13 protein-coding genes are annotated in these 13,744 nt (G+C 63.6%); 9 read left to right on the forward strand and 4 right to left on the reverse strand.

Going from position 1 to position 13,744, the window contains the following annotated elements; translation table 11 throughout:
• Nucleotides 1-67: 67 nt before the first annotated feature.
• Together ACM6UT_RS11555 and ACM6UT_RS11560 are read left to right on the forward strand one after the other, a co-directional pair.
• A complete protein-coding gene (locus ACM6UT_RS11555) occupies nt 68-964 on the forward strand; it encodes a LysR family transcriptional regulator (protein WP_416797486.1) in 897 nt (298 codons plus the stop codon).
• 299 nt (nt 965-1,263) lie between these two features.
• Nucleotides 1,264-2,004 carry an SDR family oxidoreductase gene (locus tag ACM6UT_RS11560; RefSeq protein WP_416797487.1) on the forward strand — a complete coding sequence of 247 codons (741 nt, stop codon included), beginning with the start codon at nt 1,264-1,266 and terminating at the stop codon, nt 2,002-2,004.
• A gap of 16 nt (nt 2,005-2,020) precedes the next feature.
• Here the strand turns inward: ACM6UT_RS11560 and ACM6UT_RS11565 are convergent, their stop codons facing one another.
• Nucleotides 2,021-2,920 (reverse strand): LysR family transcriptional regulator, encoded by a 900-nt coding sequence (locus ACM6UT_RS11565; protein WP_416797488.1) that lies wholly within the window; start codon nt 2,918-2,920, stop codon nt 2,021-2,023.
• Between the two features lie 242 nt (nt 2,921-3,162).
• Here ACM6UT_RS11565 and ACM6UT_RS11570 point away from each other — a divergent pair, with 242 nt between their 5' ends.
• Nucleotides 3,163-3,375 (forward strand): tautomerase family protein, encoded by a 213-nt coding sequence (locus ACM6UT_RS11570; protein ID WP_416797489.1) that lies wholly within the window; start codon nt 3,163-3,165, stop codon nt 3,373-3,375.
• 83 nt (nt 3,376-3,458) lie between these two features.
• Here the strand turns inward: ACM6UT_RS11570 and ACM6UT_RS11575 are convergent, their stop codons facing one another.
• Together ACM6UT_RS11575 and ACM6UT_RS11580 are read right to left on the reverse strand one after the other, a co-directional pair.
• Nucleotides 3,459-3,869 (reverse strand): hypothetical protein, encoded by a 411-nt coding sequence (locus ACM6UT_RS11575; protein WP_416797490.1) that lies wholly within the window; start codon nt 3,867-3,869, stop codon nt 3,459-3,461.
• Between the two features lie 85 nt (nt 3,870-3,954).
• Complete coding sequence (locus ACM6UT_RS11580) at nt 3,955-4,971, reverse strand: NADP-dependent oxidoreductase (protein WP_416797491.1); 1,017 nt, start codon at nt 4,969-4,971, stop codon at nt 3,955-3,957.
• Nucleotides 4,972-5,055: 84 nt separating this feature from the next.
• On the opposite strand from ACM6UT_RS11580, the gene ACM6UT_RS11585 reads away from it, so the two are divergent.
• The 5 genes from ACM6UT_RS11585 (at nt 5,056) to ACM6UT_RS11605 (ending at nt 10,999) form a co-directional block, all read left to right on the forward strand.
• Nucleotides 5,056-5,994: a LysR family transcriptional regulator gene (locus ACM6UT_RS11585; protein WP_416797492.1), complete on the forward strand. Its 939-nt coding sequence runs from the start codon at nt 5,056-5,058 to the stop codon at nt 5,992-5,994.
• Between the two features lie 145 nt (nt 5,995-6,139).
• Nucleotides 6,140-7,141 carry a Gfo/Idh/MocA family protein gene (locus ACM6UT_RS11590; protein ID WP_416797493.1) on the forward strand — a complete coding sequence of 334 codons (1,002 nt, stop codon included), beginning with the start codon at nt 6,140-6,142 and terminating at the stop codon, nt 7,139-7,141.
• Complete coding sequence (locus ACM6UT_RS11595) at nt 7,138-8,709, forward strand: acyl CoA:acetate/3-ketoacid CoA transferase (protein ID WP_416797494.1); 1,572 nt, start codon at nt 7,138-7,140, stop codon at nt 8,707-8,709. Before ACM6UT_RS11590 ends, ACM6UT_RS11595 begins: the two co-directional genes overlap by 4 nt.
• A complete protein-coding gene (locus ACM6UT_RS11600) occupies nt 8,706-9,473 on the forward strand; it encodes an enoyl-CoA hydratase/isomerase family protein (RefSeq protein WP_416797495.1) in 768 nt (255 codons plus the stop codon). Before ACM6UT_RS11595 ends, ACM6UT_RS11600 begins: the two co-directional genes overlap by 4 nt.
• An 11-nt stretch (nt 9,474-9,484) precedes the next feature.
• Nucleotides 9,485-10,999, forward strand: coding sequence for an aldehyde dehydrogenase family protein (locus ACM6UT_RS11605; RefSeq protein WP_416797550.1), 1,515 nt, complete (start codon nt 9,485-9,487; stop codon nt 10,997-10,999).
• A 61-nt stretch (nt 11,000-11,060) separates the two neighbouring features.
• Here the strand turns inward: ACM6UT_RS11605 and ACM6UT_RS11610 are convergent, their stop codons facing one another.
• Nucleotides 11,061-12,086: a LacI family transcriptional regulator gene (locus ACM6UT_RS11610; protein WP_416797496.1), complete on the reverse strand. Its 1,026-nt coding sequence runs from the start codon at nt 12,084-12,086 to the stop codon at nt 11,061-11,063.
• Between the two features lie 323 nt (nt 12,087-12,409).
• On the opposite strand from ACM6UT_RS11610, the gene ACM6UT_RS11615 reads away from it, so the two are divergent.
• A complete protein-coding gene (locus ACM6UT_RS11615; protein ID WP_416797497.1) occupies nt 12,410-13,654 on the forward strand; it encodes an ABC transporter substrate-binding protein in 1,245 nt (414 codons plus the stop codon).
• Nucleotides 13,655-13,744 lie beyond the last annotated feature (90 nt).

The following is a 13,744-nucleotide window of genomic DNA, read 5'->3' on the forward strand; positions in this document are numbered from 1 at the left end:
ATATAATCGCTTTGCGGCCCTTGGCGAGTTGCCAAGCGAGACATGCCCTGGTTAGTCTGGCTGGACAATGCCCGATGAGCTCGAAGGAATTTCCGTTTTCCTTGCCATCGCCGAAGCGCGAAACTTTCGCCTCGCCGGTGAGCGGCTGGGCGTGACGCGTTCGGCGGTCAGCCAGGCCTTGCAGCGTCTCGAGGACAGGATAGGTGCCACCCTCGTGCAACGTACGACGCGCAGCATGCACCTGACCGAAGCCGGGCAGCTGCTTTTTGATGCGATAAGTCCGTCGGTGCGCGATGTGAGGGAGGCAATCGAGGCGGTCCGTGACGTGCAGGCAAAGCCGCGTGGGCTGCTTCGGATAGCGGTTTCGTCAATCGCCGAACGCTTCCTCTCTGGCCGCTTTCTCGGCGGCTTTATCGCGGCGCATCCCGGGATCACGCTGGACATCACAGTCACGGATGAAGAGTTCGACATCGTCGAAGCGGGATTGGATGCGGGTGTGCGCCTGGGAGAGGTGATCGAGCAGGACATGATTGCCGTCCCCGTGTCCGGCCGCCAGAGGCAGTGTGCAGTTGCAGCCGCAAGCTATCTCGAACGGCACGGCGCCCCCATTCATCCGCGTGACTTGGTGAACCACGTCTGCATCGGCTGGCGCCCGCGAACCGACCTTGCGCCATACCGGTGGGAATTTTCCGAGGACGGCCGCGATTTTGATGTCGCAGTCGACCCAGCCGTGACGACAAACGACATGCGCGTCATGCTCCGCCTTGCACGCGCTGGCGTCGGGATCACTTTCGGCGTCTTCGAAACCTTCGAGCACGACGTCGAACAAGGCGAGCTATTCCCCCTGCTGGAAGAGTACTGTCCGCCATTCCAGGGCTTCTACCTTTACTATCCGCGCAGACACAGACAGCCGCTCAAGCTCAAGGCGTTGGTCGATTACATTCGGACGCAGACGTTCGGATAGACTTGCCGGATCCTGTCCGGGGTGCCTGATGCGGCCAAGGGGATCACGTTGGGCTGAATCCTCGCCGCGATCTTCAGCCGGCTCCGCATTCTCGCTGCGACCGGAACGCGCCATCTCCGGTGGATTGTTGTTCGCCGGGAAACAGTGAAGTTGGCGGCCGGCATCTACAGCAAGCTTTCAGAACAGTTACCTTCTGCCTCGTCGCCCGTTTCATGCACCGCCGGCAGCGACGGGCGATCGCTGCGCTCGCAGGATCGAACCAAACTCGACAGACTCTCAACTTACACGGAGACAGTCAAATGACGGACTCAACGCGAAACGTGGCTATCATAACAGGTTCCTCCCGCGGCATCGGGGCCGGGATAGCACGACGCCTGGCAACGGACGGGTTCCAGGTGGTGATCAATTACGGCGCTGCCGCCGATGCCGCCGCCAGGCTCGCGAGCGATATCGAAGGAGCCGGCGGAGTGGCCATCGCTGTTCAGGCTGACGTCAGCGATCCGCGCGCAGTCAAGCGGATGTTCGATGTGGCCGAAGACGCATTCGGCGGAGTCGACGTTCTCGTCAACAACGCGGGCGTCATGAAGCTCTCACCCGTCGGCGAGACTGAGGAGGCCAGCTTCGACGACACCATCGCGGTCAATCTCAAGGGAACGTTCAATGGTCTCCGCGAGGCCGCGAAACGCTTGCGCGACGGGGGTCGGATCGTGAGCTTCTCGAGCAGCGTGGTTGGCCTCTATCAGCCAAACTACGGCGCTTACGCAGCCAGCAAGGCTGCAGTGGAAGCCTTGACTCACATCCTGGCCAAAGAACTCGGGCCCCGCGGCATAACAGTGAACGCCGTGGCACCAGGGCCGGTCGCTACGGAGCTTTTCCTCAACGGCAAGGATGAGACGACGGTCGACCGCATCAGGAAGATGATCCCGCTCGGGCGACTTGGCGAGGTTGATGAGATTGCAGGCGTGGTCTCGATGCTCGTCGGTCCCGACGGCGGCTGGATCAACGGACAGGTTGTACGCGCAAATGGCGGGGTTGTCTGAAGAGGGGGTGATCCCCTCAGGCATCCGACTGAGCCTTGCGGAACAGTTCGGTGGCCCAATCGACGAACGCCCTGACGCGCGAGGAGAGGTGGCGGCTCTGCGGATAAAGCAGGTGCACGTCCATCGGCGGTGGTGGGTAGTCCCGCATGACGGCGACCAGTTGCCCGGAGGCGATCTGTTGCTCGACCCGATAGCGTGGGACCTGGATCAGTCCCAGACCTGCGACAGCGGAGGCAGTGTAGATCTCCGCTCCTCGAACAGCGATGTCAAAGGGCAGTGGGACCGACCAGTCCCGTCCGTTCTTTCCGAACTCAAGCGGATAGGGTTGCCCGGTTCCTGACGCGACGTATGCCACCATGCGATGTCCATCCAGGTCGTCCGGCGTCGCTGGGATTCCGAACCGGTCGAGGTAGCCAGGGCTTGCGACGGTGATCTGCGGAAACGAGGCGACCCGCCGACCGGTCAGTGATGAGTCGGCGAGGTCTCCTGCCCGTATGACGCAGTCGACGCCTTCCGTCACGAGGTCGACCATACGGTCGGCCTCGCTGAGGTTCAGAGAAATCGCCGGGTAGCGCCTCATGAAATCGGGCAGGGCGGGCAGCACAAAGAAGCGCGCAATCGTACCCTGCATGTCTATCCGGAGAGGGCCCTTCGGCTCGGCGTCGCGGAAGACGTTCTCCACTTCTTCCAGATCGGCGAGAAGACGGACGGAGCGTTCGTAGTAGAGCGTACCGTCGGGCGTCGGTCTTACACTGCGCGTTGTTCTTTCAAGGAGGCGGACGCCGAGCTCCGCTTCCAGGCGCTGGATCGCATGCGTTGCCGTCGGCCTTGGAATCCGAAGGTCTCGCGATGCCTGAGCGAAGCTCTTGCGCTCCACGATCCTGACGAACAGGCGCATGACATCGAGACGGTCCATGGGCTGCGGTATAGCCGATTGTTCGTGTGAGCGAAACATTGATGTTGTTTGGCGGCGGCTACAGCCAGCGTTCCAAACAGTTAACCTGCGATTGGGAACCACGAGAGCGGGCAGAGCAATGCAAATCCGCGAGCGTTGTGCCCCGTGACCGTCCCCTTTGCGGACCTGGTGAAGGGACCGTGTGCAACTCGGTCACGTCATTCAGCTGCCGCTTCCTGAGTGGCCCGAGAAAGGACACGAACATGCCATTCGCAAACTTCAAGATTCCCCAAGGCGCCTTGACGAAAGCTCAGAAGGAAGAAATCGTCCATCGTACGACGAACATGCTCGTCGACTATTTCAGCGAGGCTGCCCGGCCGCACACGATGGTTCTGATCGAAGAGGTGCTGGACGGAGGCTATGCGCGAGCAGATGAAGTCTTCGTCATCCCGGATGCCTATCGGGCGAGGGACTGAGGCGCCTCTCTACCCCGTTCGACACGGATCGTCGCGTTGAAGCCGGATCGTATGCCGGCTTCAACTGCCGCACGCGCCGCGAACTATTCCGTCCGATCGACGATGGGATCGTGGACCGCCTCCAGCCAATGTCCGAGGCGCGTGCTATCACCATCCACCCGCATCTCGCCGGAGCCTCTCATATGCTGGAGCGCTCTTTGGTATTCCGGATCGGCGCTGCGCAGCAGGTTGAGTGTTCTGGCGGCCGCGGACGTGATCTCGATTGGAACGTCACCGCGTTCGTCTGGATGCACGCCGGTCCTGAACGAGGACCGGCCATTGACGATGTCGAAGCGAATACCTGGCAGGAGGCCGTCGGCTGTCATCGTCCCATCGGTATAGCGCTCTATCAGCGTGAAATTGAGGTCTGTCGCGAGACCGGCGTTCGCAGCCGCATCCAGCATCATCTGCTCCGCCATTTCGAACCACGCGGTGGTACCCTGTCTCATTTTCATATTCATTCCCGGCCGCTCCGTGTTTCGTTGAAAGCACCACGTCTTTCGGCTGTGTCGCGCGGTGCTCGCCCTCAAGCCTTGCGTATCAATCGACAATCAGGACGATCTTGCCCTGCAAATGGCCCTTCGCCGCACGTTCGTGGGCGTGACGGGCCAGAGATAGGGGATAGGTACTGTCGATGAGGATCCGGATCGTTCCATCGACAAGCAGGCGGCCAATCTGCTCCAGTTGCGGGCCGTTCGAGCGGACCTGGGTCGTCGAGACAGTCACGCCACGCTCTTCTGCCTCTCGGGCGCCGGAGAAGCCAAGCGGGAAGACCGGGAAGAGCGCACCTCCGTGCTTCAGGGTGCGAAGAAAACGGTCCGTCTTTGGTCCGCCAACCGTGTCGACCACAAGGTCGACGTCACGGATCACGTCCTCAGGCGCATTTGTCGCGTAGTCGATGAACTGGTCTGCGCCGAGGTCGTGAAGAAGCGCCTCGTTTCTGGCGGAGGCGGCAGCAATAACCTTTGCGCCCTTCCATTTGCCCAGCTGCACGGCCAAGTGGCCGACGCCTCCCGCGGCGCCGTTCACGAGGACGGTCTTGCCGTCGAGCGGCCTCGGTTCATGCTGGTGAGGCTGGAGCGGATTTGGCTCGTCGTGGCCAAGCGCAATCATGAACTGCCAGGCGGTCAGCAACGACATCGGAGCCGCGGCGGCAGTAACGTGGTCGACCTCCGATGGCTTGTGCGCAAGCTCCGGCGCCGGCACGCTCACATACTGCGCATAGGCGCTGCTTTGACCCGCGAGCCCGCTGGGGAAACGCACCATCGAGTAGACCTCGTCTCCCACGGAAAAGCCCTCAACGTCGCTGGCCACCGCCTCGACCACGCCGGAGATGTCCGTCCCCGGAATGGCAGGAAGCGAGATCTCCGGCTGCCACTCGAGAGGGAGCATCCTGTATCCTTCCCGAAGATACCAGTCGGGCGGGTTGAGGCCGACGGCGTGGATGCGAACAAGAACTTCGCCGGCTTTCGGCGCAGGTTTCGGCGCATCGTCGTACCGAAGCACTTCGGGCCCCCCGAACTCATGAAACCGGATTGCCTTCATAAACTGGTCCATTGAAACCTCCATCGTCTGTTCAAGGAGGAGATATGACCTGCACAAGGCATTGATAATCCGGCTGCGATCCGTTTCTATTGTGCCATGAAGGAACAAATGGCACTGGAACGGCTGACGGGCCTGATCGCGTTCGCGCGCGCCGGAGCAATGGGAAGCTATACAGCTGCGGCGCGTTCGCTGGGGATATCGCCCTCTGCCGTCAGCAAAAGCGTACAGAGGCTCGAGCAGCGTCTGGGCGTGTCGCTCTTCACCCGTACGACGCGCTCGCTCACGCTGACACCAGAGGGGCGTGAGTTGCACGCGCACGCACTCAGACTGCTCCATGATGCGGAAGCGATCGAGCAGGTCGCATTGGCGGCGCAATCCGAGCCCTCGGGGCCTCTGCGGATCGCCGCGTCGCTGCCGATCGGCATCCATGTGGTCGCACCCGCGCTCCCAGGGTTCCGCAGCCTTTACCCGAAAGTGTCCATCGATCTGCGGCTCAGCGATGAACGTGTCGATATTGTAGAACAAGGTATCGACGTTGCGGTGCGGATCGGCGAACTGGCGGATTCACGCCTGGTGTCGCGGAGGCTTGCGCCCCACCGCCTCTGCGCGTTCGCGTCGCCCGCCTATATCGCCGCTCACGGCGCCCCGACACATCCAGATGAACTGGAGCGTCACGAGACGGTCAGCCTCCGCTATCAGAGCACAGGACAGATGTTCCGATGGCCCTTCCGGATCGGTGAATTGACGATCGAGCGCCTGCCCGCACCGCGCGTCGTCGTCGATGCCAGCGATGCGCTAATCGCAACGCTGGTCGCGGGTGGCGGTATCGGCATGGCCGCAACATTCGCGGCGGAGCCGTATGTGAGGCGCGGAGAACTCGTGCCGGTGCTGGCGGAGTTCGCGGTCGAGCGGGACAACATCACCGTCCTTTGGCCCGAAAGCCGCAGGACCAGTCCGTCGGTGCGTGCTTTCATTGCTCACCTTCACGAGACGTTTCAGGAACGGATGACGCAGTCGGCGACGGTGTCGTTGTAGTCTGGTCTTTCGCTGCATATGCCGTCGTCGGATCGAGGCCAACCCGGGATGGGAGAGGTTGGAGACGCCTCCGTACGCGCTTGACAAAGATTGGAACGTTCCATATGTTCGTTGGAACGATCCAAATCTAGCAGAGAGGACGGCCATGCGCTGGGCGTTGATCGGGGCGAGCACTATCGCCGCGCAGTATATGATCCGGGCTTTGCGGGCCGAGGGCGGCGAGCTCGTGCGGGTCGTGAGTTCCTCGACCGAGCGCGGCGCCGCCTTTGCCGCGACCCATGCGATTCCCCTCTCCGGCACCAGCGTCGAGGAGGCGATCGCCGATCCCGGCGTCGATGCCGTCTACATCTCCACCACCAACGAGAAACATCTGCCGCAGGCGCTCTCGGCGATCGCGGCCGGCAAGCACGTCCTTTGCGAAAAGCCACTGGCGATGTCGCTTGCCGACGCCGTCTCGATGGTCAGCGCGGCGGAAGACCAGGGCCTCGTCTTCGCCACCAACCATCATCTCCGTTGCGCGGGCAGCCATCGCACCGTGCAGGCCCTGATCCGCGACGGACGGATCGGCCGGGTGCTGTCGCTACGGCTCCATCACGCCGTTCACCTGCCGGAGAATCTGCAGGGCTGGCGCATCAATTCTCCCGCGGCCGGCGGCGGGGTGATCCCCGACATCACCGTGCATGATGCAGACGTCGTCCGCTTTCTCACGGGTGAGGATCCGAAGACCGTGGTCGCGCAGATGGCCGCATCGGGGCTCGGGCAGGGGGTCGAGGATTCAGTCATGTCAGTGTGGTCGATGCCGTCGGGCGTGATGGTGATGAGCCATGAGAGCTTCACCCATCCCTTCGCGGGGACCGGCTTGGAGGTGCATGGCACTGAAGGCTCCGTCTTCGCCAAGGGCGTGATGACGCAGAACCCGGTCGGCGATATCGAACTCGTCACCGCGGCCGGCCGCGAGCCGGTCGCTTACGATCCCCACGATCTTTACGGCGAGGCGGTACGGCGCTTCCACGCGGCTGCCGCCGGCCAAGGCGAGCCGGCAGCGACCGGCTGGGACGGTGTCAAGTCGCTTGCCGTCGCGCTTGCCGTCCGCGAGGCCGCGCTGACGGGCGCCGCTGTCGACGTCGACTATGGAGGTGCCAAGTGAGCAAGCTTGTTTCGCCGGCGGTAGCCGTAGCGCGCATCCCCGACGGTGCGGTGGTCACGGTCTCATCCTCCTCCGCCCTCGGTTGTCCCGACCTTGTCCTGGAGGCGCTGGGCAAGCGCTTCGACGACGAAGGCCATCCCGTCGGCCTGACCATGCTCCACCCGATCGCCGCCGGCGACATGTACGGCGTCAAGGGCATCGACCACATCGCCAAGGACGGTCTCATCAGCCGCGTTCTCGCCGGCTCCTATCCGTCCGGCCCGTCGAGCCTGCCGATGCCCGAGATCTGGAAGATGATCGTCGAAGATCGCATCGAGGCCTATAACGTACCCTCCGGCATCATGTTCGACATGCACCGCGAGGCAGCCGCCCGCAGGCCGGGTGTCCTCACCCGCATCGGTCTCGACACCTTCGTCGATCCGCGGCGCGAAGGTTGCGCCATGAATGCAAAGGCCGCCGCCCGACCAATCGTCACGCGGGTGGAGTTCGCCGGCGAGACCTGGCTGCATTTTCCGAACATCGTACCGGACGTCTGCATCCTTCGGGCCACGACCGCCGACGAGCGTGGCAACCTCACCTATGAACATGAGGGAGCCTATCTCGGCGGCCTGGAACAGGCAATCGCCGTGCGCAACCATGGCGGTCTGGTGATCGCGCAGGTGCAGCGCATGACGGCTGCCGGCAGCCTCAGGCCGCACGACGTGCGGGTGCCGGGTCACCTCGTCGACCTCGTGGTCATCGATCCCGACCAGAAGCAAACCTGCGAGACGCCTTACGATCCGGCGATATCGGGCCAGATCATGCGGCCGTGGTCGAGCTTTAAGCTCGCCGAGCACGGTGTCGAGAAGGTGATCGCGCGCCGGGCCGCACTCGAGCTGAAACGTGGCATGACGGCCAATCTCGGCTTCGGCATCAGCGCGCAGGTGCCGCGTATCCTGCTTGAGGAAGGCCATCCCGATGCGGTGACCTGGGCGATCGAGCAGGGCGCCGTCGGCGGAATGCCGCTTACCGACTTCGCCTTCGGCTGCGCCTCCAATGCCGACGGTTTCGTGCCTTCGCCGCAGCAGTTCATCTATTTCCAGGGCGGCGGCTTCGATGTCTCCTTCCTCTCCTTCCTCGAGGTCGACGTCGAGGGCAACGTCAACGTCTCCAAGCTCGGCAAGAAGCCCTATCTCACGGCCGGTTGCGGCGGTTTCGTCGATATCACCGCACAGGCGCGCAAGATCGTCTTCTCCGGCTGGTTCGAGGCGGGTGCGGAGGTGCAACTGACTGGGGAGGGCATCCGCGTGACCAAGCCGGGCAAGTTCACCAAGATGGTGGAGAAGGTCGAGCACGTGACCTTCTCCGGCCGGCGGGCGCGCACCGAGGGCCAGGACGTCCTCTACGTCACGGAGCGCTGCGTCATGCGGCTCACCGACGATGGGCTCGTCGCCACCGAGATCATGCCCGGTATCGAGCCGGAGCGGGACATCCTCATGGCCTCTCAAGGGAGGGTCAAGGTCGCGCCGGACGCGGCAACCATCGATCGCAGGCTTCTGTCCGAGGCGCCGATGGGGTGGACGCCATGAGCACAGTTCATCTCGAGATCCACGGCCGGCTCGCGGAGATCCGGCTCGACAATCCCGCCAAGCTCAACGCCTTCACTGTCGCGATGCTGCAGGAATTCGCCGGTCATCTCGACATCGTCGAGCACCGGACTGATGTCGCCTGCCTGATGGTGACGGCAGAAGGGGAGCGTGCCTTTTGCGCCGGGGCGGACATCAACGCCTGGGGAGGCCTTTCGCCGGCGGAATTCGCCCGCCACTGGGTTCGCGACGGCCACCGCATCTTCGACCGGCTCGCGCGGTTCTCGAAACCCGTGATCGGCGTGATATCCGGCCACGCCTTCGGCGGCGGGCTGGAACTTGCCGCAGCCTGCGACATCCGGGTCATGGCACCGAAGGCGACGCTTGCCCTTCCCGAGGCCCATGTCGGCATCGTCCCGGGCTGGTCGGGCACGCAGCGGCTTGCCCGTCTGCTGCCGGAACCTGTCATCAAGGAGATGGCGCTCTTCGGACGCCGCATCAGCGCCGAACGCGCGCTGCAGCTCGGTTTCGTCGCGGAGATCGCGGATGATCCTCGCCAGGCGGCCATCGAGATTGCTGCAAGGGTCACTGACCTGTCGCCACGGGCCGTCGAGGTCGCCAAGTTCATGATCCATGCCGGATGCGGTGAGGATCAGGCAGCAATGGTCGAGGCGCTCGGCAGCGCCGCGATCGCTGCCAGCGCCGACCGCAACGAAGGTGTCGCGGCCTTCCGTGACAAGCGTAAACCGGTTTTTTCGGGAGAGTGACCATGAGCGACATGACCATGACCTCCGCCGTCGAGGCAGTCCTGCCGAAAGCCCCCTTCGAGGGCCGGCACCTGATCGACGGCGTCTGGAAAGGAAGTCTCGACGGCGAGACTTTCGAGCGGACCTCGCCCTCGCACGGCATTCTCGTCAGCCGCTCCGCCCGTGCCGGTCGGACGGAGACGGAAGCCGCGATCGGTGCGGCGCGCAAGGCCTTCGACGACGGACGCTGGAGCCGCATTACCGGCAAGGAGCGCGCGACGCTCCTCCTGAAAGTCGCCGACCTGATTGAAGCCAATGTCGAGCGGATGGCTCTGCTCGAGACGCTCGAAAGTGGAAAGCCGATCAGCCAGGCGCGCGGCGAGATTGCCGGCGCGGCCGATCTCTGGCGCTATGCGGCGTCGCTTGCCCGCACGATGCACGGCGACAGTCATAATTCGCTCGGCGATGAGATGCTTGCTATCGTGCTGAAGGAGCCGATCGGGGTCGTTTCGATCATCACGCCGTGGAACTTCCCCTTCTGGATCCTGAGCCAGAAGCTGCCCTTTGCGCTCGCCGCCGGCTGCACCTGCGTCATCAAGCCGTCGGAGATGACGCCGTCGACAACGGTCATCCTCGGCGAAATCCTGCTTCAAGCCGGGCTGCCGGCGGGTGTCGTCAATATCGTTCTCGGCTTCGGCCAGCCGGTCGGCGCGCTGATGGCGGAGCATCCGGACGTCGACATGGTAAGTTTCACCGGCTCGACCGCGGTCGGCAAGGCGATTGCGGGGGCCGCCTCTGCGACACTCAAGAAGGTCGCGCTGGAGCTCGGCGGCAAGAACCCGCAGGTCGTGTTTCCGGATGCCGACCTCGAAAGCGCCGCCGATGCGATCACCTTCGGCGTCTATTTCAACGCCGGTGAATGTTGCAATTCCGGCAGCCGCATCATCGTCCACGAGGATATTGCCGAGACACTGGTCGAGAAGGTCGTGGCGCTTTCGAAGAAGGTGGCCTTCGGTGATCCGCTCAATCCCGAAACGCAGGTTGGCGCGATCATCTCGCAGGCCCACCAGGAGAAGATTGCCGGCTATGTTGCGGACGCCCTGGCGGCCGGAGCAAGCGTCAAACTCGGGGGCGCGCCCGTTTCGCATCCCGGTCTGCCGGGCCGTTTCTTCGCGCCGACCGTGGTCACCGGCGTGACCGCCGACATGGCGATCGCGCGCGAGGAAGTCTTCGGGCCGGTGCTCTCGGTACTCACCTTCCGCACGCTGGAGGAGGCGATCGCACTCGTGAACGATGCATCCTACGGACTGTCAGCCGGGGTGTGGAGCGAGAATGTCCACACCTGCCTTGCCTTCGCGCGTCGCGCCGAGGCGGGCACGGTCTGGACCAATACCTGGATGGACGGTTTCCCGGAAGTTACCTTCGGCGGGTACAAGCAGAGCGGCCAGGGCCGGGAGAACGGACGCTACGGGCTTGAGGAGTTCCTCGAGATCAAATCGGTCGTCATGCGGGTCGGTCGCACCCGGGCGAACTGGGTGAGGATGTGAGGACACTCCTATGACCGTCGAACCCATCGCCCGCCATCGCCCTCGAACCGGAGCCCCGCCGTCAGGTGAGGATTACCTGCAGCTTCTCGACATCCGTGCCGTCGATGCGCTTCAGAAGCAGGCGCCCGAGATACTCGCCCGCGGCGGTGAGGTCCTCGTAGATCGCCTCGACGCCGGGCTGGATGTCCGAGAGGAGCCGCGAGGTCTGCTTGGCGACGATGTCGTATTCACGTCCGAGCGCCCAGCCGCCGTCGGAAAGCCCGGTGATCGCCGCCATGGCGGAGACCTCGCCGGGGCAGATCAGTGCGTCGGGGGGATCGGGCCGCTGCAGCCGCGTCCGGAAATAGTCCCGAACCATGCCGGCGGTGGAATCGAGCGTGACGCCCTCGGCGAGCTCGAAGGCGATGCCCGCCTCGCGCACCGCCGTCATGAAGCCGTGCAACATGTGCTGGCTGAAGGTGAGATGCTTCGGCGGCAGGATGATCGTCAGTTTGTGGCGGCCCTTGGCGATCAGGCGGCGGGCGGCCTCGTAGGCGAAGGCGTAGTTGTCGTAATCGACGAACGGATGCGGGGTGCTGAATTCCGTCCTGCCGTGGCTGACGAAGGGGAAGTCCTTCTCGATCAGGAACCTGACACGGGGATCGAGAACCTCGGTCCGGGTGAAGATGATGCCGTCGGCGAGATTGTTGCGCACGATATTCTCGACGGCTTCGACATTCGAGGTTTCGAGAAAGTTGGGCATCACGATCAGGTGGTAGGGCGTGCCCTTCAGCGCCTTGGTTACGCCGTAGAGCAGGGACGTTCCGAAGCCGAGGATTTCCTCGTGCTGGTCGAGGAGCACGCCGATCACGTTGGTCTTGCCGGTCTTCAGTCGCTGCGCGGCGCGGTCCGGCATATAGCCCAGGCGGTCGGCGATCTCGCGCACCCGCTCGCGCGTCGTGCTGCTGATCAGCGGATCGTCGGCGAGCGCCCGCGACACGGTGGTGACCGCAAGGCTCGCCGCTTCGGCGATCGTCTTCAGCGTGGCTTTGCCGGCCGTGGTTTTGCGGGTCTGGCTTTTGACGATCTCAGTCTTGATTTTGGGCACTCTGACAGTTCTTCGCACGAGGAAAGACGCGCGAGGGTAACCTCCGGAAGCCTCGTCGGCAAGAATTCGCGAGCGAAATTTAAAACGATTGCATTTTTGCCTGTGGACTTCGGCCCTGTAGAACACCACGCGGCTGCTTCTGCGAAGAAAGCTTTGAGGAGCTGAGATGACGACATGAATGGGTTCTTGACTCCGTCGAATTTGTAACGTTTCAAATTGCTACGCACCGATTGGTGCCAGAATACCCCGGCATCACGAGCAAGACTCGACGGGGCCGGGAGTGCGGGAGGGAGACCCGCCAACTTGCCAAAGAGGAGGATCGAATGAGCAAGTTTCTGACGACGACCGCAATTGCATTGACGATGATGACCGGTGTCGCTCGCGCCACCGATGTCGAGGTGCTGCACTGGTGGACTTCGGGTGGCGAAGCGGCCGCTCTCAACGTCCTGAAGGAAGATCTGAGCTCGAAGGGCATCGGCTGGGTCGACATGCCGGTGGCCGGCGGCGGCGGTGAGGCGGCGATGACCGCCCTTCGCGCCCGCGTTACCGCCGGCGATCCGCCGACGGCCGTCCAGATGCTCGGCTTCGACATTCTCGACTGGGCCGAACAGGGTGCGCTCGGCAATCTCGACGAAGTGGCGAGCGCGGAAGGCTGGGACAAGGTCGTCCCGGAAGCGCTGCAGAAATTCTCGAAGTATGACGGGCACTGGATCGCCGCCCCGGTCAACGTCCATTCGACCAACTGGGTCTGGATCAACAAGGCAGCACTCGACGCTGCCGGCGGCAAGGCTCCGGAAAGCTGGGACGAGCTGCTCGCCGTGCTCGACAAGATGAAGGCGAACGGCATCACCCCGCTCGCCCATGGCGGGCAGCCCTGGCAGGATGCGACGATCTTCGACGGCGTCGTGCTCTCGAAGGGCACGGACTTCTACAAGAAGGCCTTCGTCGATCTCGATGAGGGCACACTCGGCGGCGCCGACATGGCGGACGCCTTCGACCGGCTGATGAAGCTCCGGACCTATGTCGACGACAACTTCTCCGGCCGCGACTGGAACCTCGCCTCCGCCATGGTGATCGACGGCAAGGCCGGCATGCAGATGATGGGCGACTGGGCAAAGGGCGAATTCCTAAAGGCCGGCAAGAAGCCAGGCGCGGATTTCGTCTGCATCCGCTTCCCCGGGACGCAGGGAGCGGTCACCTTCAATTCCGACCAGTTCGCGATGTTCAATGTCTCGGGTGACGACAAGATCAAGGCGCAGATGGCGATGGCCTCCTCGATCGAGAGTCCGAAATTCCAGTCCGCCTTCAACGTCGTCAAGGGGTCGGTACCGGCCCGTACCGACGTGCCGGACACCGATTTCGACGATTGCGGCAAGAAGGGCATAAAGGATCTGGCGGAGGCGAGCTCCGGCGGAACGCTGTTCGGCTCGATGGCCCACGGCCACGCCGCGCCGGCAGCGGTCAAGAACGCCGTCTACGACGTGGTCACCAAGGCCTTCAACGGCGGCTTCAAGGACGGAGCCGAGGCGGCAAAGGCGCTCGCCGAGGCCGTTGCGGCGACCAAGTAACTGCAGATGCCGGGCGGCGACCACCGCCGCCCGGTCATACGCCGGCGAGGCAGACAGACCGCACCCGGCATGATCGACAAGGACAGGGAG

The sequence above is a fragment of the Ciceribacter azotifigens genome (assembly GCF_048159625.1).
In the GTDB taxonomy this organism is placed as follows: domain Bacteria; phylum Pseudomonadota; class Alphaproteobacteria; order Rhizobiales; family Rhizobiaceae; genus Allorhizobium; species Allorhizobium azotifigens.